This is a genomic window from Candidatus Pantoea gossypiicola, from assembly GCF_008632075.1.
GTDB lineage: Bacteria > Pseudomonadota > Gammaproteobacteria > Enterobacterales > Enterobacteriaceae > Pantoea > Pantoea gossypiicola.
In genome coordinates, this window is the sequence record NZ_VWVM01000011.1 from 144,872 (window position 1) to 163,987 (window position 19,116).

Annotated in this window: 15 protein-coding genes; 5 read left to right on the forward strand and 10 right to left on the reverse strand. The window is 56.2% G+C overall.

Annotated elements, in window-relative coordinates:
• Positions 1 to 4: 4 nt before the first annotated feature.
• Together F3I20_RS15320 and F3I20_RS15325 are read right to left on the reverse strand one after the other, a co-directional pair.
• Positions 5 to 1,789, reverse strand: coding sequence for a GMC family oxidoreductase (locus tag F3I20_RS15320; RefSeq protein ID WP_150037879.1), 1,785 nt, complete (start codon positions 1,787 to 1,789; stop codon positions 5 to 7).
• A gap of 2 nt (positions 1,790 to 1,791) precedes the next feature.
• Positions 1,792 to 2,526: a gluconate 2-dehydrogenase subunit 3 family protein gene (locus tag F3I20_RS15325; protein ID WP_150011973.1), complete on the reverse strand. Its 735-nt coding sequence runs from the start codon at positions 2,524 to 2,526 to the stop codon at positions 1,792 to 1,794.
• Positions 2,527 to 2,801: 275 nt separating this feature from the next.
• Here F3I20_RS15325 and sbmA point away from each other — a divergent pair, with 275 nt between their 5' ends.
• Positions 2,802 to 4,043, forward strand: a complete 1,242-nt coding sequence (gene sbmA, locus F3I20_RS15330; protein WP_150037878.1) for a peptide antibiotic transporter SbmA — start codon at positions 2,802 to 2,804, stop codon at positions 4,041 to 4,043.
• A 50-nt stretch (positions 4,044 to 4,093) separates the two neighbouring features.
• Here the strand turns inward: sbmA and yncE are convergent, their stop codons facing one another.
• The 3 genes from yncE to F3I20_RS15345 all read right to left on the reverse strand — a co-directional run bounded on the left by yncE (position 4,094) and on the right by F3I20_RS15345 (position 6,956).
• Positions 4,094 to 5,146 carry a 7-bladed beta-propeller protein YncE gene (gene yncE / locus F3I20_RS15335; RefSeq protein WP_150037877.1) on the reverse strand — a complete coding sequence of 351 codons (1,053 nt, stop codon included), beginning with the start codon at positions 5,144 to 5,146 and terminating at the stop codon, positions 4,094 to 4,096.
• Between the two features lie 200 nt (positions 5,147 to 5,346).
• Positions 5,347 to 5,556, reverse strand: coding sequence for a YdgH/BhsA/McbA family protein (locus tag F3I20_RS15340; RefSeq protein WP_009092571.1), 210 nt, complete (start codon positions 5,554 to 5,556; stop codon positions 5,347 to 5,349).
• Positions 5,557 to 5,768: 212 nt separating this feature from the next.
• On the reverse strand, positions 5,769 to 6,956 hold the full coding sequence (locus F3I20_RS15345) for an MFS transporter (protein ID WP_150037876.1): 1,188 nt from the start codon (positions 6,954 to 6,956) through the stop codon (positions 5,769 to 5,771).
• Positions 6,957 to 7,060: 104 nt separating this feature from the next.
• On the opposite strand from F3I20_RS15345, the gene F3I20_RS15350 reads away from it, so the two are divergent.
• Entirely contained in the window at positions 7,061 to 8,026 is a 966-nt protein-coding gene (locus F3I20_RS15350; RefSeq protein WP_150011981.1) for an AraC family transcriptional regulator, read from the forward strand.
• 9 nt (positions 8,027 to 8,035) lie between these two features.
• Here the strand turns inward: F3I20_RS15350 and F3I20_RS15355 are convergent, their stop codons facing one another.
• The 4 genes from F3I20_RS15355 to gltP form a co-directional block, all read right to left on the reverse strand.
• Positions 8,036 to 9,580: a methyl-accepting chemotaxis protein gene (locus F3I20_RS15355; protein ID WP_150037875.1), complete on the reverse strand. Its 1,545-nt coding sequence runs from the start codon at positions 9,578 to 9,580 to the stop codon at positions 8,036 to 8,038.
• Positions 9,581 to 9,807: 227 nt separating this feature from the next.
• Positions 9,808 to 11,238: a PTS N-acetylmuramic acid transporter subunit IIBC gene (murP, locus tag F3I20_RS15360; RefSeq protein WP_150037874.1), complete on the reverse strand. Its 1,431-nt coding sequence runs from the start codon at positions 11,236 to 11,238 to the stop codon at positions 9,808 to 9,810.
• Complete coding sequence (murQ, locus tag F3I20_RS15365; RefSeq protein WP_150037873.1) at positions 11,238 to 12,149, reverse strand: N-acetylmuramic acid 6-phosphate etherase; 912 nt, start codon at positions 12,147 to 12,149, stop codon at positions 11,238 to 11,240. The genes murP and murQ overlap by 1 nt, the downstream gene beginning before the upstream one ends.
• 654 nt (positions 12,150 to 12,803) lie before the next feature.
• A complete protein-coding gene (gene gltP, locus F3I20_RS15370) occupies positions 12,804 to 14,105 on the reverse strand; it encodes a glutamate/aspartate:proton symporter GltP (protein ID WP_013359809.1) in 1,302 nt (433 codons plus the stop codon).
• A 585-nt stretch (positions 14,106 to 14,690) separates the two neighbouring features.
• Between gltP and acs the strand changes: the two genes are divergently transcribed.
• The 3 genes from acs (at position 14,691) to F3I20_RS15385 (ending at position 18,768) form a co-directional block, all read left to right on the forward strand.
• The gene (gene acs / locus F3I20_RS15375) at positions 14,691 to 16,646 is read left to right on the forward strand and encodes an acetate--CoA ligase (protein ID WP_150037872.1); all 1,956 of its coding nucleotides are present in this window, start codon (positions 14,691 to 14,693) and stop codon (positions 16,644 to 16,646) included.
• A 140-nt stretch (positions 16,647 to 16,786) separates the two neighbouring features.
• Positions 16,787 to 17,116: a DUF485 domain-containing protein gene (locus F3I20_RS15380; RefSeq protein WP_150011991.1), complete on the forward strand. Its 330-nt coding sequence runs from the start codon at positions 16,787 to 16,789 to the stop codon at positions 17,114 to 17,116.
• Positions 17,113 to 18,768 carry a cation acetate symporter gene (locus F3I20_RS15385; RefSeq protein ID WP_150037871.1) on the forward strand — a complete coding sequence of 552 codons (1,656 nt, stop codon included), beginning with the start codon at positions 17,113 to 17,115 and terminating at the stop codon, positions 18,766 to 18,768. Before F3I20_RS15380 ends, F3I20_RS15385 begins: the two co-directional genes overlap by 4 nt.
• 112 nt (positions 18,769 to 18,880) lie before the next feature.
• Here the strand turns inward: F3I20_RS15385 and tnpA are convergent.
• Positions 18,881 to 19,116 (reverse strand): IS200/IS605 family transposase (gene tnpA, locus F3I20_RS15390; protein WP_150019317.1); only part of this gene is annotated, 236 nt, incomplete at its 5' end.

Here is a 19,116-nt window from a genome sequence, read left to right on the forward strand (position 1 = left end):
CTCCTTATGCCTGCACCAGGGGGCCGGGGTTTTTCAGGTAGTGCTCGCGAATCGCTTTGGCTGACCAGTAGGTCAGCGCCGCCACCATGCCGGTCGGGTTATAACCCAGTCCCTGCGGGAAGGCGGATGCGCCTGGTACAAACACATTTGGCACGTCCCAGCTTTGCAGATAACGGTTCACCGCACTGGTTTTAGGATCGTCGCCCATGATTGCTCCGCCACTGATGTGGGTGGTCTGATACACCGTGGAATCAAAATGGGTGCCCGGCTTTTTCGCGCCACCGATGATCATCTTCGGATTCATCGCTTCCGCGATATTGCGCATCTTGCCAACCATAAACTGTGCCATTTTGATGTCGTTATCCTGCCAGTCAAAGGTCATGCGCAGCAGCGGCTGCCCATAGGCATCTTTGTAGTGGGGATCGAGATCGAGGTAGTTGGCGCGATAGGACTGGTGCGCGCCGTGCGCATCCATCGACAGATGGTGGGTGTAAGTATCCGCCACCGCCGCTTTCCATTGGCTGCCCCAGTCAGGTGTGCCCGCCGGCACCGGCAGGCCGGAGATCGGTTTGGTGCCCGCCTGGTTGACCCAGAATGGCGAACCGCCGACAAAGCCCAGCGGCCCGTGATCGAAGTTATCTGCGTTGAAATCATCAACCGCCACGCCCGCACCACCCGCGCCGATAAACGGATTGGTCGTGGTGTTTTTATCAAACAGCGCCTTGAGCGTTGAGAGGTTCTGATAGGCGAAGTTGCGGCCTACGGTACCTTCGTTGGTGATCGGGTTGTAGGGTTTACCGATCCCTGACAGCAGCATCAGGTGAACATTATGGAACTGGAAAGCGGAAAGGATCACCAGATCAGCAGGCTGAACCTGCTCGCGACCCTGACCGTCCACATAGGTCACGCCGGTTGCGCGCGTTTTGTCATCGCTGAGATTGACCCGCAGCACATACGAGTTGTTGCGCAGCTCAAACTTCGGCTCCTGACGCAGCGCGGGCAGAATGTTGACGTTAGGCGACGCTTTGGAATACATGTAGCAGGCGTAGCCGCTGCAGTATCCGCAGAAGTTGCACGGACCCATCTGCGCGCCATAGGTATTGGTATAAGGACCCGAAGTATTGGCGGACGGCAGATCGTAAGGGTGATAACCAACCGACTCGGCCGCCTGAGCAAACAGTTGCGCCGAGTATGTTCGCTTCTGCGCGGGCAGCGGGAAGTTATCGGAGCGATCCGGCGCAAACGGGTTGCCGCCTTTATCTTTGCCGACCACTTTCCCCTTGATGCTCCAGGCGCTGCCGGAGGTGCCAAAGACTTTCTCTGCCTTGTCGAAGAACGGCTCCAGCTCATCGTAGCTGACGCCGAAATCCTGAATCGTCATGCCCTCCGGGATAAAGTTCTTACCATAGCGCTCTTCGTAATGGCTGCGCATCCGCAGTTCAATCGGGTCAACGCGGAAATGGACGCCTGACCAGTGCAGACCTGCGCCACCGGTGCCGGTGCCAGGCAGAAACGCCGCCAGCTGGCGATAGGGAACAGCCGTCTGCGAGGCGTCATGACGAATGGTTACGGTGCTTTTAGAGAGATCCTGGAACAGCTTTTTGCGGACGTTATAGGTCAGCTCATCAATGGACTGCGGATAGGAGCCATCAGGATAGGTATCGCGATGCGGTCCGCGCTCCAGCGCCAGTACGTTAAGACCCGCTTCGGTCAGCTCTTTCGCCATAATCGCGCCTGCCCAGCCGAAGCCGACAATCACCGCATCCACTTTTTTCATTTCGTTAGCCATGCTTAGCTTCTCTCCCCGCGAATCGACACTGACGGGAACGGATATCGTTCTCCGCGCTCTACCCAGTCCATAAAGTCGGCGCGTGCGCCAGGGAAGTTGATCAGCTTCCAGCCGACCATGCCCTGATTCCCGCCGTGGATGGGATCGCTGAAGAAGCCTTCACGGGTGTTCTGCAGCAGGAAGCTGAAGAAGACTTTTGCTGGCAGCTGGCTGAATTCCGCACTGCCACTTTCCATCGCCTGCAGTAAGGCATCCTGCTGCTCGCCGCTGAGCTGGGCGAACACCTTACCGTGCTGCTTTTTACTGTAGCTGTCGGCATCGGCCAGCCCGAGACGATAGATCTGCTGAGGTACCAGCGGCAGCTGATAGCCCAGCTCTTTCGGCAGATCGGGATTAAACGGCCCCTGCATATACCAGTTCGAACCCGTGGCATATGGCGTGTTCATCTGACGATCGATAAACTCCGGCACGCCAGCTTCCAGCGCACCCGGCCCGCGTTCATCGCAGGGGATCAGCCGAGCTACGGCGGCAGTAATAAAGGCAAACTCTTCGGCGGTAAACCAGGCTGGCTGGTAGTCACGCGCCTGCTGTGGACCCGCCGGGGTTTCAGCCGCCTGTGCGGCGAGCGGCAGAGAGAGCGCGCCCATCGCTGTGGAACCTACCGCCATTGCAGGCGCAAGGGTAATCGTCTTCAGCAAAAAATCCCTGCGTGAATGACCTTTTTTTTGTTCTGACATGACATTGCCTCATTCCCGCTATCGTGAGCGGTATGAAAAAGTAGAGGGTTGCGTTGTAATGGTTTTTATAAGCAAATTCAGGGCGACAGATTTTTGTTACCGGTAACAAAGCGCCATATTGTAACACTGCCATTCACAAAGATTTAGTTCCACGAAACAAAACCGCACAATTTCATTAACATCTATCATCGTCCTGTCATGAGCAGAAACAACAGACTACAGACAGCGACCCGCCAAAAACGTTATAACAGGCAACACACAACAGCGGAGTGCCTATGTTTAAGTCTTTTTTTCCGCGGCCAGCGCTGTTTTTCAGCTCTGCGGCTGTCTGGAGCTTAGTAGCGATTTTTGCCTGGTTCGGCTTTGCCGCGCATCTGCCCGGCATGTGGCCGACTTTTGAAGCAGCAATTAAACAACCTTTACCGACCACAGCGGCTCGTTTTATCGCCGCGAGTCAGATTTGGTTTTATCTCTATTACTGGATCATGGTAGCCATTTTTGCTCTGGCCTGGCGGCTGATTGATGCGCATCCGTGGCAACGCTGGTCAGTGTGGGGTTCCGCGCTGATTATCTTTGTCACCTGGTTTGGCGTGCAGGTGGGTGTGGCTATTAATGCCTGGTATGGTCCGTTCTATGATCTGATACAGAAAGCGCTGACCAAAGCGGGATCGGTGCAGATTGCAGAGTTTTACCATCAGGTTATCGCCTTTCTCGGCATTGCCTTAATTGCGGTGGTGATTGGCGTTCTCAACTCCTTCTTTATCAGCCACTGGGTTTTCCGCTGGCGTACCGCCATGAATAACTACTACATGCACAACTGGCAGCGGCTGCGTCATGTGGAAGGTGCCGCGCAGCGTGTGCAGGAAGACACCATGCGGTTTGCAACTACGCTGGAAAACTGGGGTGTCAGTTTTATTCAGGCGATTATGACGCTGGTGGCGTTTTTGCCGGTACTGGTGGCGCTGTCACATCACGTAAAAGATATCCCGTTCCTCGGCAATATTCCTTACGCGCTGGTGATTGCCGCAGTGCTCTGGTCTGTGTTCGGCACCGGCTTGCTGGCGCTGGTCGGAATTAAGCTGCCAGGGCTGGAGTTCCGTAATCAGCGGGTTGAAGCCGCCTACCGTAAAGAGCTGGTCTACGGCGAAGATAATGCCGATCGTGCACAACCGCAGACCGTACAGGAACTGTTTAGCCGGGTGCGGGTTAACTACTTCCGTCTCTACTTTCACTATCTCTACTTCAACATCACCCGCATTCTCTATCTGCAGGTCGATAACGTGTTTGGTCTGTTCCTGCTGTTCCCGTCGATTGTGGCAGGCACTATTACGCTGGGCTTACTCAACCAGATTACCAACGTGTTTGATCAGGTGCGCGGTTCGTTTCAGTATCTGATCGCCTCCTGGTCGACGCTGATCGAACTGATGTCGATCTACAAGCGTCTGCGCAGCTTTGAGCAGATTCTGGATGATGTACCCCATGATGAGATGAAGCGCGAGGCATCGGAAGAGGTTTAGTGGTTCAGGGGAAGACTCTTCCTCTCTGGCTGGAGAGGAAGAGGAATCACTTACAGTACAATACGCATCACGCTGTCAGGATTTTTTGGCGGTTCCTTGCGCGAGCCGGGCTGTTTTACGCTAACGTACAGCACCTTACCATCCGCCGAGAGCGCCAGGCTGTTAGGCAATGCCGGGGTTTTTACCGTGCGCTTCACCTTATAGCTGCTGGCGTCGATGATGCTGACTTCACCGGCTTTGCGATGGGTAACATAAAGCTCATCACGCTGCGCATTAAACAGAACCGCCAGCGATTCAGGCACATCAATCCGCTGCATCACCTGCTGATTACGCAGATCCACGACCAGCACCTGCGCCTGCTTTGAATCTGTCAGAAAAGCGCGCTGACCACGCGTATCCAGCGCAATGTTCAGGAAGAAGTGCGCTTTATCGCCCTCAATCTTCTGCTTCTTCTCAACCGCATTTGTACGCGCATTAATCGTGACCAGTTCGCCATCGGCATTGGTGACGTAGACCTTTTGTGCGCCTGCATCCACAGCCAGGCCAGTGCCCATTTTGCCGGTATTCGGGATGGTGCTGACAAGCTTCATCGTGCTGCCATCCACCACCCAGACCACGCTCTGCGGTCCCAGTCCGGTGATATACACCCGGTTAGTTTTCGCATCAACCGCCACCTGGCGCGGCTGCAGCGGACGCACGGTCTCACTCCGCGGACGGCTATCCAGCACCAGCGTATTCAGTACCTTGCCGCTACTGGCGTCGATAGCGGTGATCGAACCGTTTAGCGTGTTACCAATATAAAGCACGTTGGTTTGTGGATTGATCGCCGCACCAAACGATTTCAGCTCAGTGTTGATTGCCTGCTGCACTGCCAGCGTCGCCGGGTCGAGACGGAAGACCGTGCCACCGTTACCGCTGCTGTTCTGCGCTGTGGCCACGAACAGCGCGTTATCTTTCGGGCTGACCGCCAGTTCATAAACACCTTTACCCACTGACTGATTAAGATCCTCAGCCTGCACTGCCAGCCATCCTGAGGCAGAGAACAGGGCCGTAGCCAGTAGCAGCGGACGCAGAGTCCGGCGCGAAATGGTAATCGCTTTCATAACTTCTCCAGAGTTAATCCACTGCAGACGCAGTGATAAGAAAGCCCGACATTGCAACCAGAAAGGCCTGACGCACAGGCTGAGTTACGCTCTTTTTGAGAATGATAATTATTTATGAAGAAAAGTAACAGGATTATTCGCGGAGAAACGAAGCCAGGACGCCCGGAGGGCGTCCTGTCAGCACAAGAGGGTAGAACGTTTTATTTCAGCAGTTCAGCGGTCATGTGAACGCCGTTATTGGTATAGGCTTCAGTGATTTTATATGAAGCACCAGCTTCCTGCGCCTGTGCAGCAATTTTCGCTTCCGCACCATCCAGCGTAGAGTCGATGGCGGTCACAGATTGCGCGAAGCTGGCGAATGGCAGAACAGAAAGCGCGATAACAGCTGCAAAAGTTTTGATAGATTTCATGGTCAATTCCTCAGTTAATTTTTATCAGGTAAGGCGTGCTGCCTTGTTGATAGATATATTAGTCCGGAAGTTGATCAGTAAAAAGCGGAGGGTTTTGCTTAACTATTTCAGTAAAATTGAACATAAAAAGCACGTATCGCACAGTTATCGCTCAAAAGGTTAATAACCCAATTCCATAAAAAAAGGCAGCATAATACGCTGCCCTCAGAAGATTAACCGTGATGCCGCATCCGCGTGAAGATGGTCAGTGCAGCCAGCAGCATAAGCACGCCACTGGCAACGAACACGCCGCCTGCTCCGCGCAGGTCAAACATCCAGCCGCCCGCAGCCGCGCCGACGGTAATCGCCAGCTGAATGGTGGCGACCAGTAACCCGCCGCCTGATTCCGCGTCATCCGGCACCGCGCGCGAAATCCAGGTTGACCAGCCGGTTGGCATCGAACCAAATGCCATCCCCCAGATTGCCACGCCTGCGCCTACCATCCAGCTGACATCGCCAAAGCTCACCAGCAGCAGCGCAGTGACACTCATTAACAGCGCCATCCCGCTCAGCGTCAGCGATACGCTGCGGGTGACCAGGAAACCCGCCAGCGAGGTACCAAAAAAGTTCGCCACGCCAAAGGCGAGCAGCGCCAGCGACAGCTGATTAAGGTTGAGCTGTGCAACGCCTTCCAGGAATGGACGCAGATAGGTGAAGAAAGCGAAGTGGCCGGTAAACATCATGATCACCGCCAGCATGCCCCAGCGCATCACGCCGATACGCAGGAGCGCCAGCACGCCGCCATTGCGGGCTTTGTTCTCTGCCGGCATGGCGGGCAGGGTAAAGAACTGCCACAGCAGTGCCACCGCGCCCAGCCCGGCGGTCAGCATAAAGATGTTGCGCCAGCCCACCAGTCCGCCGAGATAGCTGCCAAGCGGCGTGGCGATAATCGTCGCCAGCGAGATCCCGCTGAAGACAATGGAGAGCGCGCGCGGCACCTGATCGACGGGAACCAGACGCATGGTAATGGCGGTTGAGAGCGTCCAGAAGCCGCCGATGGCCATCCCCAGCAGCACCCGTGCCAGCAATATCACCGTCAGGTCACCGGCAAATGCCACCATCAGCGCCGAGGCGATCAGCAGCAGTGAGAACACCAGCATCACGATGCGGCGATCGATACGCCGCGTGACGCTGCCGGTGACCAGACTGGTAAACAGCGCCACCAGGGCGGTAATGGTGACGGTCTGTCCCGCCTGCCCTTCTGAAACGCCGAGGCTGTCTGCCATGGGCGTCAGCAGACTCACGGGCAAAAATTCGGCGGTAATCAGGCTGAACACCCCAAACGCCATAGCAAAAACTGCGCCCCACGCGGGATGGGTCGGCGAGGAAACCTCATCAGCCACTTCGGTTGTCAGACTCATGCTGCTTCTCCGGAAGATAAAAAAGTGTGAGAGAGCATAGAGTGGAGCGTCAGGACGATCTATGATGCTTACACCTTCATTTTTGATAATTCGTCTGGAATCGTATGAGTCACTATGGAGATCTGACCAGTGAGCTGCTGATGGGAATGCGTCTGTATGGCGTGAACTATCAGCGAATCGCGGTAAGCGCGCCGTTCGGGCTGCATTATGAGCATGCGCCGGGGCGGGCGCAGTTTCACTTTGTCGGACGCGGCTCACTGCTGGTGCGCAGCGCCTCCGGCGAACTGTTTCAGCTCAACAGCGGCGATGCGCTGCTGGTGCCGCACGGTAAGCCGCACAGCCTGATCTCCAGTGAGGAGGCGGACTGCCAGTGTATTAAGAACATGGCGAGTAAGCCGATTTGCGACAGCGTCTGCGCGATTGCCGCACCGGAAAATGCCTGTAATGACGAGCACAGCGTGCTGCTGTTCAGCGCCTGCATGGCGTTTGAGCTTGGCGGCATGCAACCGCTGATCAACACCATGCCGGATGTGATGCTGGTGAGTACGCTGCTGTCGCAGTACCCGGAGATTCAGCCGATTCTGGCGGCGATGGAGCGGGAATCGCGGACCCGCCAGGCGGGCTTTGCCGGGATTCTGTCGCGTCTGGCTGATGTGGTTGCCGCGTTGATAGTTCGCGGTTGGGTAGAGAACGGCTGCGGCCAGAGTAGCGGGCTGGTGCAGGCGATGCGCGATCCGCGTCTGAGTCAGGCGATTGCCGCGATGCATCGGGAGCCGGGCGAAAACTGGACGGTGGCGCGACTCGCCCGCGTGGCGGGCTGTTCGCGTTCGGTGTTCGCCGGACGCTTTCTCACGGCTACCGGTATGACGCCGCTGCGATATCTGACCGAATTACGGATGCGGCTGGCGGTGCAGCGGATCGTAAACAATGGCGAAGCGGTGGAAGCCGTCGCTTATCATCTCGGCTACGGCTCGATCGCGGCATTCAGTCGCGCCTTCAAGCGGATTGTCGGGCAGTCGCCAGGCGCGCTGCGTGCCGAACGCGACGGCACGCAGGCGCTGGCCTCGTAGTCTGATCTCTTAACGAAACACGCTAATCGCTTCCACCAGCCGGTTAGCCTGATGGGTCATGCGACCTGAAGCCTCGGCGCTTTCTGTTACGCGGGCGGCGTTCTGATGAGTGATGTCATCAAGATCTTCCACCGCTGAACTGACTTCACTGAGCGCGGTCGCCTGTTCAGCCGTAGCTGAACTGATCTGAGCGATCAGTGCGGTGACATTCTGCACCTGCGACACGATATCCTGCATCGTGCGGCCTGCCGCGCTGGCGTGCTCATTGCCCGATTGAACGCGGCTGGCACTGGTTTCGACCAGCATTTTGATTTCGCTGGCGGCTTTGGCGCTGCGCTGAGCCAGGCTGCGGACTTCACCCGCCACCACGGCAAAGCCTTTGCCCTGCTCACCGGCCCGCGCCGCTTCCACGGCGGCATTCAGCGCCAGAATATTGGTCTGGAAGGCAATGCCATCGATGACGCTGGTAATATTGGCGATCCGTTTTGAACTGTCGGCAATTTCGCCCATCATGCCCATCATCTCACTCATCACCTCCCCACCTTTGCTGGCAGCGTGGCTGGTGCTGGCTGAGAGACTATTCGCCTCGTGCGCGGTTTCGGTATTGCTCTTCACTGTGGCGGTCATTTCATTCATGGTGGCCGCGGTCTGCTGCACGTTGGCCGCGGCCTGTTCGGTACGGCGACTGAGTTCGTTGTTGCTGCGGGCGATGGCGTCGCTGGCGCTCAGCACATTGATCGCCTGTCCGCTGACATCATCCACCAGCCAGCGGAACATCAATCCGAGCTGACCGATAGCGCGCAGCGTGACACCGACCTCATCAACGCGATCCATCTGCTCAACTTTGTGACTCGCACCAGTCGCCACGCTCAGCGCCTGCTTACACATCCGCTCGATAGGGCGTGAAATCTGCTGCTCCAGCCACAGACTGCTCAGTGTGAGTAGCGCCGCCATACCTGCGGCAAAGCCGGCCAGTGCTGCGTGCGTCATACCCAGCGCCCAGACACCTGCCACCGAGAGGGGCAGTAATGCCAGCAGCGTACTGCGGATCCGCCAGCGCAGGGGCAGCATTTTCAGAATGGAGGCGGGACGACGCCAGCCGCTGCGAACCAGCAGGCCTTTGTGAAAACGTCGCCCTCTGGACCGGCCTTCACGAAAATCCTGATAGAGCGCTTCGGTCTGACGGACTTCCTCTGCCGTGGGTTTGGTGCGTACTGACATATAGCCCTGCACTTTACCGTCGCGCACCACCGGAATGGCATTAGCCCGCACCCAGTAGTGATCGCCATTTTTACGGCGGTTCTTAACCAGCGCGGTCCAGGGTTCACCCTGTTTCAGCGTCGCCCACATATCAGCAAACGCTTCTGGTGGCATATCGGGATGACGCACCATGTTATGCGGCTGGCCGTTAATCTCTTCGGCAGAGAATCCACTCGCTTCGATGAAGGCGTCGTTGGCATAAGTGATGTGGCTGTTGAGATCGGTGGTCGACATGAGTGTCGCATGCTCGTCAAACTGATATTCACGCTGAGAGACAGGCTGGTTGTTACGCATCAAAAGTCCTTGAAGACCCGACGTCCTGCACGTGACAGTCTGCGTGCCAGCGTGAAAACTGTGGGCTGAGAAATAACGATTACCTTTTTTTATGTTTTCGGCATGCGTCCGCCTACTCTTTAGCGATTAAGTTAAATTACTGGCAATAAAAAGCCGCTTTGCAGCGGCTTTCACATTTTTGGGTGATTATTCATCCGTTAGCCGGATTTCAGAATTCCGGCAGCCAGTCAGCTGAGGTCAACATTCCGGGTGCCAAACCACCAGGTCAGCAGGAATCCGCCGACCCAGGCCACGATCAGCCCAGCCAGGTAAACCGCCATACCGGCGAAGATCCCCTGGCTGGAGGTCATCAGCGGCAGCGTGACCAGCCCGGAAGGGCCGAATACCGTATTCATCCCAACCGGCAAACCCAGCCATGCTACCAGCCCGATAAAGAAACCGCCCAGCGCCCCGCCACCGCAGGCGGTGATAAAGGGTTTGAGGCGCGGCAGCGTGACGCCATAAATGAGTGGTTCTCCGACGCCCAGCAGGCCCGGCACGATAGCCCCTTTAATCTGTGCCCGCAGCAGCGCCCCTTTTTCTGCTTTGCACCACAGTGCCAATGATGCGCCGACCTGACCTGCGCCCGCCATCGCCAGAATCGGGAACAGCGAGTTAAAACCCTGCGTTTCCATCAGCGCAAAGTAGACCGGAATAAAGCCCTGATGGATGCCGAACATCACCGCGATCAGGAACAGCCCAGCCAGCAGCGCACAGCCAAAGGGATTGTTATTGAGGTGGATAAACAGCCACGACATCCCCTTAAACAGTTCACCACCCAGCGGCATGATCAGCAGATAGGTGATGGCCCCGGTAATCACCAGCGTAAATAGCGAAGTCAGGATCATATCAAGGTTGTCGGGAATGATTTTGCGCAGCTGTTTCTCAATCCACGCCCCGATAATCGCTGCCATCAGCACGCCGATAATGTTGCCGCGCGGGTCGATCGTCAGGCCAAAGAAGCTCTCCATGCCGCTGTAGTAGCCGGTGGTGGCCGTGGGCACATAGCCGAGCACAAACAGCGAAGCGATGATGGCACCATTGACTCCGCTGCCGCCAAAGGCTTTTTGCGCATTGTAGCCAATCAGGATGCTGAGAAAGGTAAACAGCCCTTTGCCGAACACTTTCATGTACGCCACGGTGTGCAGCAGCCAGGGCGCGTGGTCGCCGGGCACATTAAGGTGGAGGCTCTGCTCAATCAGCGTGGCAAAGCCCAGCAGCAGTCCCGCGCCGATGAAGCCTGGGATCAGCGGGGTGAAGATAGTGGCGAAGCGCGACAGAAACTGATGCACGCCGCTGGTCTGCTTCGCTTTGAGCTGCTGCTTCTGCTGCGCTGCCAGCTGGCTGAGTTCTGCTGTTCCGCCCTCTGTCAGCAGGCTCTGCATCCCCTCGGCGGCGGTTTGCGCTTTGCCTGGCCCCAGGACAATCTGTAACTGCGCCTCGCTGTCGATTACACCCAGCACGCCCGGCAGGCTTTTTAATCCTGTCAGATCAGCCTGTTCCGGCTGATTCAGTGTCAGGCGGAGCCGTGTCATACAGTGACCACAGGCCGCGATATTTTGCGGGCCACCGACCGCCTGCAGGATGTCACGCAACAGTGCCTCGGTGATTTTCGCCATTAGCGTGCTCCCGCTGCCTGCAGAGCCTGGCGGATAAAGCCCTGATGCTGACTGAGCAGCGCTTTCGCCTCATCGGCGGCCAGGTCAGCCAGCACCATCAGGATCGCGGTTTTGCAGTGTCCGCCACAGGCGGTGAGCGCGGCGCTGGCGGTCGCGTCATCACAGTCCGTTGCCTGCATGACGATGTTGACCTGGCGCTGCACCAGTTTCTGATTAGTGGCTTCCACATCAACCATCAGGTTGCCGTAGACTTTTCCGCTGCGGATCATCGAGCCGGTGGTGAGCATGTTGAGCACCAGTTTTTGCGCGGTGCCCGCTTTCATGCGGGAGGAACCGGTGACCACTTCCGGGCCGACCACCGGCGTGAGCGCAATCGCGGCAACCTGCGACATGGCGCTGCCGGGATTACAGGTGAGCGACACGGTGGTTGCGCCAAGCTCGTTAGCGTAAGCCAGCGCGCCCAGCACATAAGGTGTGCGGCCGCTGGCGGCGATACCGACCAGCACATCGTGGCGGCTGAAGTGAATATCTTTCAGATCCTGCGCGCCCTGCTCCCGGTTATCTTCGGCATTTTCCACCGCCTGGAGTATGGCGGTATGGCCGCCGGCAATCAGGCCGATGACCTGTTCGCGGGGTGTGCCAAAGGTGGGCGGGCATTCGCTGGCATCCAGGATGCCCAGCCGCCCGGAGGTGCCCGCACCGCAATAGATTAATCGCCCACCTGCCTTAAACGCAGCGCAGATGGCGTCAACGGCGGCAGCGATCTGCGGCACGATGGCCTCAACCGCCAGCGCCACCTTTTTATCTTCATCATTAATGACGCGCAGCATCGCTTCGGTGGAGAGTTCATCAATGTTCTGGCTGGCCGGATTGCGGCCTTCGGTGATCATCTGGCTGAGGTCGAGTTTCATGGCGGGCTCCGTTAAGGAATAAATTATTCAAATTAACAAATATCATAACGAATGATTAATTCATTGGGTGAGATCTTTTTTCAATGGATGTGGGGTGAGTCATGTTGCAGGGAGTGGGCTGAATGAGTGATATCGGGCATTCGGCACTTGATCACTGCGCATTCCGGTCTGGGCGCAGGGTGTGTGAGTAGTGTTGCTGGGAAATCGGAGCCGGTCAGAAAAGGTTCACCTGATCGTAAAGACGCATTCGTCATCCATGACGCTCGGCCCACGCCGTCCCTGGCGTGGGACGCTTTACTCTTCAGGTGAACCTTTTCTTCCCTCAGGCTGTTTTACTGCTGTTCGAACAAGTGTGGCGAATAAACATGAATAGCGGAGTAAAGCGTCCGCCGCATGGACAAAAACGCCTGGAGCGTTTTTGAACAACGTAAAGCGCTGGCCCGCTTGCGGGCGAGCCTCATGGATGAGGCGAGTAACCGGCGGCCGAGGCTCAGGGACGGGTTTACGCCGACTTTACGCAGCCCGTCTTTGTGCCCGACTGAACGGCACAAAGGCTGATCTTTCATTTCTGCTCTATTGACCAGGTAAGAACTAAGCCACACCAACAAAAAAGGCCCAACTTTCGTTGAGCCCTTCTTTACGCTAACGCTGTTCTCAGCTTGCGGTCTGCGTCCGCAACTGCAGCTCATACGCTTTCGCCTGTTCGGCGTCGAACTGGTTTTCCCAGCGGGCAATCACCAGGACAGCCAGCGCGTTACCGACCACGTTCAGCGCGGTACGCGCCATATCCATAATGCGGTCAACACCGGCGATAAATGCCAGACCTTCCAGCGGAATGCCGACGCTGCCCAGCGTAGCCAGCAGCACCACGAAGGATACGCCCGGCACGCCAGCGATCCCTTTCGAGGTCACCATCAGCGTCAGGACCAGCACAATCTCATCGGTCAGCGACAGGTCAATGCCATACAGCTGCGCAATAAAGATCGCCGCGATACTCTGATACAGCGTTGACCCGTCCAGGTTAAATGAATAACCGGTCGGCACCACAAAACTGGTGATCGCTTTCGGCGCGCCGTAGGCTTCCATCTTCTCCATGATGCGCGGTAACACGGTTTCCGAGCTGGACGTGGAGTAAGAGAGAATCAGCTCATCTTTCAGAATACGCATCAGCGTGGTGATGCGCAGCTTACAGAAGCGCGCGACCCCGCCCAGCACCACAAAGGCGAAGAACAGAATCGCCGCATAAACCAGCAGCACCAGCTTAGCCAGCGGCCACAGCGAGGCAAAACCGAAGTTAGCTATCGTCACCGCGATTAGCGCGAACACACCGACCGGCGCATAACGCATGATCATGTGCGTTACTTTAAACATCGCTTCAGAGATGCCACGGAACAGGTTCACCAGCGGATCGCGCTGTTCTGACGGCAGGGACGACAGGCCTAAGCCAAACAGCACCGAGAAAAAGATAATCGGCAGCATGTCGCCTTTCGCCATAGAGGCGAAAATATTCTGCGGGATCAGCGACAGAATGGTGGTTACCAGGCTGTGCGGACCGCCCTGTACCTCTGCCGTGGTCGCTTCATATTTAGAGATGTCCACCGTTGCCAGCGTTGACATATCAATGCCGGTGCCGGGTTGAAATACGTTGGCCAGCGTAATACCGACCACAATGGCAATGGTGGTGATCACTTCAAAGTAGAGAATTGTTTTGACGCCGATGCGTCCCAGCTTCTTTGCATCACCCACGCCAGCGATGCCGACAATCAGGGATGAAATCACAATCGGTACCACAATCATCTTGATAAGATGAATAAAGATATCGCCTGCAGGACTGAGAATGTTGGTGACTAACCATTCACGATTGTCTGGCTGATTATGCAACACAGCACCCACAACGATGCCGAGCACCAGGGCTGTCAGAATCTGCCAGGCCAGGCTGATTTTAAAACCTTTCATAACGCGTAATTTCCTCAGTCAAAACCCGTTTCTCTCTACTGCGAAGGTGCAGAAGACAATACACACAGGGAGTGAGCAAAAAGCCCGGTAAATTAGAGGGTGTTTAGAAACAGCGCCTCGTATGAAAATCTGATGATTCCCATACCCATTTTCAGACGCGGTCTGAGTTGATACCTGCAGAACAGGGGCGAGATAAGTACCATTTTCACTGTGGTAAATGCAACCCCTGGCGGATCCGATTAAAAGTTAGCCACCTGAGTAGCATAAAGTGCTGCCAGCACTAAAAATCCCTAACCTGCTGTTATGAAAAGTAATACTTAGATGAATTTACGCATAGCTATGCAGAGTGGGTTAAAAACTCGCCAGGCGCGTTTGCTTGCTTTGTATCCAGCACAATCCCAAATGATACCCCTTCTTAATTTCCCCTGGCCGCCAGAGAGTTAACCGGAAATATCAGAACGGCTTCACGCTTCTCCCTAAGAGGTTTATCTCGTGATCTGTGGCGCAAAAAAGAAACAAAGCTATGGCGCAGGCTTCAATTAACCATTGATTGACATATCATTAACATCTTCAAGGAGATCCGCCATGAGCCAAATACACAAACATCCCGTTCCAGAGAACATTGCAGCAAACGCCCTGATTACGGCTGAACAGTACCAGGCGATGTATCAGCAATCTGTCGACGATCCAGACAGTTTCTGGGGCGAACAGGGTAAAATCCTTGACTGGATTAAACCTTACAGCAAGGTGAAAAACTGCTCATTTGCGCCAGGTAACATTAACATTCGCTGGTACGAAGATGGCACGCTCAACCTGGCGGCAAACTGCCTTGACCGTCATTTAGCGACGCGCGGCGATCACCCGGCGATTATCTGGGAAGGCGACGACGCCAGCGAAAGTAAAACGCTGACCTTCCGCCAGCTGCATACGGAAGTCTGTCGCTTCGCCAATGTGCTTGAGTTGCTGGAAGTAAAAAAAGGCGACGTGGTGGCGATCTACATGCCGATGGTGCCTGAAGCGGCGGTGGCAATGCTGGCCTGTGCGCGTATCGGTGCCGTTCACTCTGTGATTTTTGGCGGCTTCTCACCGGAAGCGGTCGCTGGCCGCATCGTCGACTCCAGCGCCTCGCTGGTGATTACCGCCGATGAAGGGATCCGCGCCGGTCGCAGCATTCCGCTGAAGAAAAATGTCGATGATGCGTTAAAAAACCCGAATGTCACCAGCGTGAAAAACGTGGTGGTGTTCCAGCGCACCGGTAAAGATGTGGGCTGGGTTGAAGGCCGCGATCGGTGGTGGCATGACCTGATGCGGGACGCCAGCACCAATCACTCTGCAGCCGAAGTTGGCGCGGAAGATCCACTGTTTATCCTTTATACCTCCGGCTCTACAGGCAAGCCTAAAGGCGTACTGCATACCACCGGCGGTTATCTGGTCTATGCCGCCACCACCTTTAAGTTCGTCTTTGATTACCATCAGGATGATATCTACTGGTGTACTGCCGATGTCGGCTGGGTAACGGGACACAGCTATCTGGTTTATGGCCCGCTGGCGTGCGGTGCCACCACGCTGATGTTTGAAGGGGTGCCGAACTGGCCCACGCCGAGCCGCATGGCGGAAGTGGTCGATAAACATAACGTCACCCTGCTCTATACCGCACCCACCGCCATCCGTGCGCTGATGGCGGAAGGCGATAAGGCTATTGAAGGTACCGATCGCAGCAGCCTGCGCATTATGGGATCGGTCGGTGAGCCCATTAACCCGGAAGCCTGGGAGTGGTACTACAAAAAAATCGGCAACAGCCGTTGCCCGATAGTGGATACCTGGTGGCAGACCGAAACCGGCGGCTTCATGATCACGCCATTGCCGGGTGCGACTGAGCTGAAAGCGGGTTCCGCCACCCGGCCGTTCTTTGGTGTGCAACCGGCACTGGTGGATAACGAAGGTCAGCCGCAGGAAGGTGCCTGTGAAGGCAATCTGGTGATCACCGAGTCCTGGCCAGGACAGGCGCGCACCCTCTTTGGCGACCATGACCGTTTTGAGCAGACCTACTTCTCTACCTTTAAAAACGTCTACTTCAGTGGTGACGGTGCCCGTCGCGATGAAGATGGCTACTACTGGATCACCGGACGTGTCGACGACGTGCTCAACGTCTCCGGTCACCGTCTTGGCACTGCCGAAATTGAATCGGCGCTGGTGTCGCATCCTAAAATTGCCGAAGCCGCCGTCGTCGGGATTCCGCACAGCATCAAAGGCCAGGCGATTTATGCCTATATCACGCTGAATCATGGCGAAGAGCCGTCGCCGGAGCTCTATACCGAGGTGCGACAGTGGGTTCGCAAAGAGATCGGCCCGCTCGCCACGCCTGATGTGCTGCACTGGACCGACTCACTGCCGAAAACCCGCTCCGGCAAAATCATGCGGCGTATTCTGCGCAAAATTGCCACCGGCGATACCAGTAACCTGGGTGATACCTCGACCCTCGCCGATCCTGGCGTCGTCGAAAAACTGCTTGAGGAGAAACAGTCGATCAAAATGCCTTAAGCGCACGCTGTCCGGCGGGAAGATCGCTTCCCGCCACACCCGCCCTACGCAGTCTGTTTCGCTAGTCACAAAAATTATAACCAGCTGAATCCGCGCCCTGTCGTGAGGTTCTCGCCTGCAAGCCCTCTGGAGAAAATGTGATGAATGACGCCCTTTCGAATCAGGATGCAATCAATCAGCAGATTGAACGTAATCCCCGTTTTCATGAGTTAGTCCGTAAGCGCCAGGCATTCGCGACGCTGCTGTCGCTGATCATGCTGGTGCTCTATGTTGGCTTTATCCTGCTGATTGCATTTGCACCGGGCTGGCTCGGCGCGCCGCTGCATGCCGGTACCAACGTCACCCGCGGTATCCCGATTGGTGTCGGGCTGATTGTGATGTCGTTTGTGCTGACCGGCGTCTATGTCTGGCGCGCCAACGGTGAGTTTGACCGTTTAACCAAAGCGATCCTCAGCGAGGTGAAATCATGACCCGTCTCACCTTGTGGCTGCTGGCCTTAATGTTGCCGTTTTCAGCGCTGGCCGCCGATGCAATCACCGGTGCGGTGCAGCGCCAGGCGACCAACTATCAGGCGATTATCATGTTTACGATTTTCGTCGGTGCCACGCTGGGGATTACGTACTGGGCGTCAAAGCGAACCCGTTCGCGTAACGACTACTACACCGCAGGCGGCAATATCACCGGCTTCCAGAATGGCCTGGCGATGGCGGGTGACTTCATGTCAGCGGCCTCGTTCCTGGGCATTTCAGCGCTGGTCTACACCTCCGGCTATGACGGGCTGATTTACTCGCTCGGCTTCCTGGTCGGCTGGCCGATGATTCTGTTTTTAATCGCCGAGCGGCTGCGCAACCTGGGTCGCTATACCTTTGCCGATGTCGCCTCCTATCGTCTGAAGCAGATGCCGATCCGTACCCTGTCAGCCTGCGGTTCACTGGTGGTGGTGGCGCTCTACCTGATCGCCCAGATGGTGGGTGCCGGTAAACTCATCCAGCTGCTGTTCGGCCTGAACTACCATGTTGCGGTGATTCTGGTCGGCATTCTGATGGTGATGTATGTACTGTTTGGCGGCATGCTGGCGACCACCTGGGTGCAGATCATCAAAGCAGTCCTGCTGCTATTTGGTGCCTCCTTTATGGCCATAATGGTGATGAAGGCGGCCAACTTCAGTTTTAATACGCTGTTCACCGAGGCGATGGCGGTCCATCCCAAAGGCATCGCGATTATGCAGCCTGGCGGGCTGGTCAAAGATCCTCTCTCGGCGCTGTCGCTGGGGCTGGGGTTGATGTTTGGTACGGCAGGTTTACCGCATATTCTGATGCGCTTCTTCACCGTCGCGGATGCCAAAGAGGCGCGTAAAAGCGTCTTCTGGGCCACCGGCTTTATGGGCTACTTCTACTTCCTGACCTTTATTATCGGCTTCGGTGCGATTCTGCTGGTGGGTGCGAACCCGGCCTTTAAAGATGCCAGCGGCGCGCTGATTGGCGGCACCAATATGGCGGCAGTGCATCTGGCTAACGCGGTCGGCGGCAGCACCTTCCTGGGCTTTATCTCTGCGGTTGCCTTCGCCACGATTCTGGCGGTGGTCGCAGGCTTAACCCTGGCGGGCGCGTCGGCGGTGTCGCATGACCTCTACGCCAGCGTCTATCGTAAAGGTCAGGCAAGCGAAAAAGATGAGCTGCGGGTCTCTAAAATCACCGTGCTGGCACTGGGCGTGGTGGCGATTGCGCTGGGTATTCTGTTTGAGAAGCAGAACATCGCCTTCATGGTCGGGCTGGCCTTCTCGATTGCGGCCAGCTGTAACTTCCCGATCATCCTGCTGTCGATGTACTGGTCAAAACTCACTACACGTGGCGCGATGGTGGGCGGCTGGCTCGGTCTGCTGACCGCGGTTATCCTGATGATCCTGGGCCCGACCGTGTGGGTACAGGTGCTGGGCAACGCCACGCCGATTTTCCCGTATGAGTATCCGGCGCTGTTCTCAATGGTGGTAGCCTTTGTCGGTATCTGGCTCTTCTCCATTACCGACCATTCGCAGCAGGGCGCAGAGGAGCGTTCACGCTTCCGCGCACAGTTTATTCGCTCGCAGACCGGTACCGGGATTGAACAGGGTAAAGCGCACTGATCGCCGTTTTTCATTCCTGACGATCGGACAGTAAAAATCCGCCTTCATAGAAGGCGGCTTTGTTTTCCGCCCCATAGGGGCGTACTAAGTTCGGACTCTTAGAGCCCTCTCTTCACACCTCATGAAGCGACAGTTGTTTATCTTCAACTTCATGCTTCTCTTGATATTTTACATATTTACGGATCATTTCAGCATTCACGCCCACTGTATCCACGCAGTATCCTTTGGCCCAAAAGTGATTGCCCCATAACTTGTGCTTACGCAGGTAGGGGAACTTGTTGAACAGCCTGATTGCTGTTCTTCCTTTCAGATGGCCCATGACTTCTGACACTGATAACTTCGGTGGGA

What these genes read in the sequence shown, in the direction of transcription:
- murP (WP_150037874.1), bottom strand. Translation starts at nt 11,238, where the DNA reads ATGGCGAAAATCACCGAGGCACTGTTGCGTGACATCCTGCAGGCGGTC.
- gltP (WP_013359809.1), bottom strand. Translation starts at nt 14,105, where the DNA reads ATGAAAGGTTTTAAAATCAGCCTGGCCTGGCAGATTCTGACAGCCCTG.
- F3I20_RS15345 (WP_150037876.1), bottom strand. Translation starts at nt 6,956, where the DNA reads ATGAGTCTGACAACCGAAGTGGCTGATGAGGTTTCCTCGCCGACCCAT.
- F3I20_RS15385 (WP_150037871.1), top strand. Translation starts at nt 17,113, where the DNA reads ATGACCCGTCTCACCTTGTGGCTGCTGGCCTTAATGTTGCCGTTTTCA.
- F3I20_RS15380 (WP_150011991.1), top strand. Translation starts at nt 16,787, where the DNA reads ATGAATGACGCCCTTTCGAATCAGGATGCAATCAATCAGCAGATTGAA.
- sbmA (WP_150037878.1), top strand. Translation starts at nt 2,802, where the DNA reads ATGTTTAAGTCTTTTTTTCCGCGGCCAGCGCTGTTTTTCAGCTCTGCG.
- F3I20_RS15325 (WP_150011973.1), bottom strand. Translation starts at nt 2,526, where the DNA reads ATGTCAGAACAAAAAAAAGGTCATTCACGCAGGGATTTTTTGCTGAAG.
- F3I20_RS15350 (WP_150011981.1), top strand. Translation starts at nt 7,061, where the DNA reads ATGAGTCACTATGGAGATCTGACCAGTGAGCTGCTGATGGGAATGCGT.
- murQ (WP_150037873.1), bottom strand. Translation starts at nt 12,149, where the DNA reads ATGAAACTCGACCTCAGCCAGATGATCACCGAAGGCCGCAATCCGGCC.
- F3I20_RS15340 (WP_009092571.1), bottom strand. Translation starts at nt 5,556, where the DNA reads ATGAAATCTATCAAAACTTTTGCAGCTGTTATCGCGCTTTCTGTTCTG.
- F3I20_RS15355 (WP_150037875.1), bottom strand. Translation starts at nt 9,580, where the DNA reads ATGCGTAACAACCAGCCTGTCTCTCAGCGTGAATATCAGTTTGACGAG.
- acs (WP_150037872.1), top strand. Translation starts at nt 14,691, where the DNA reads ATGAGCCAAATACACAAACATCCCGTTCCAGAGAACATTGCAGCAAAC.
- yncE (WP_150037877.1), bottom strand. Translation starts at nt 5,146, where the DNA reads ATGAAAGCGATTACCATTTCGCGCCGGACTCTGCGTCCGCTGCTACTG.
- F3I20_RS15320 (WP_150037879.1), bottom strand. Translation starts at nt 1,789, where the DNA reads ATGGCTAACGAAATGAAAAAAGTGGATGCGGTGATTGTCGGCTTCGGC.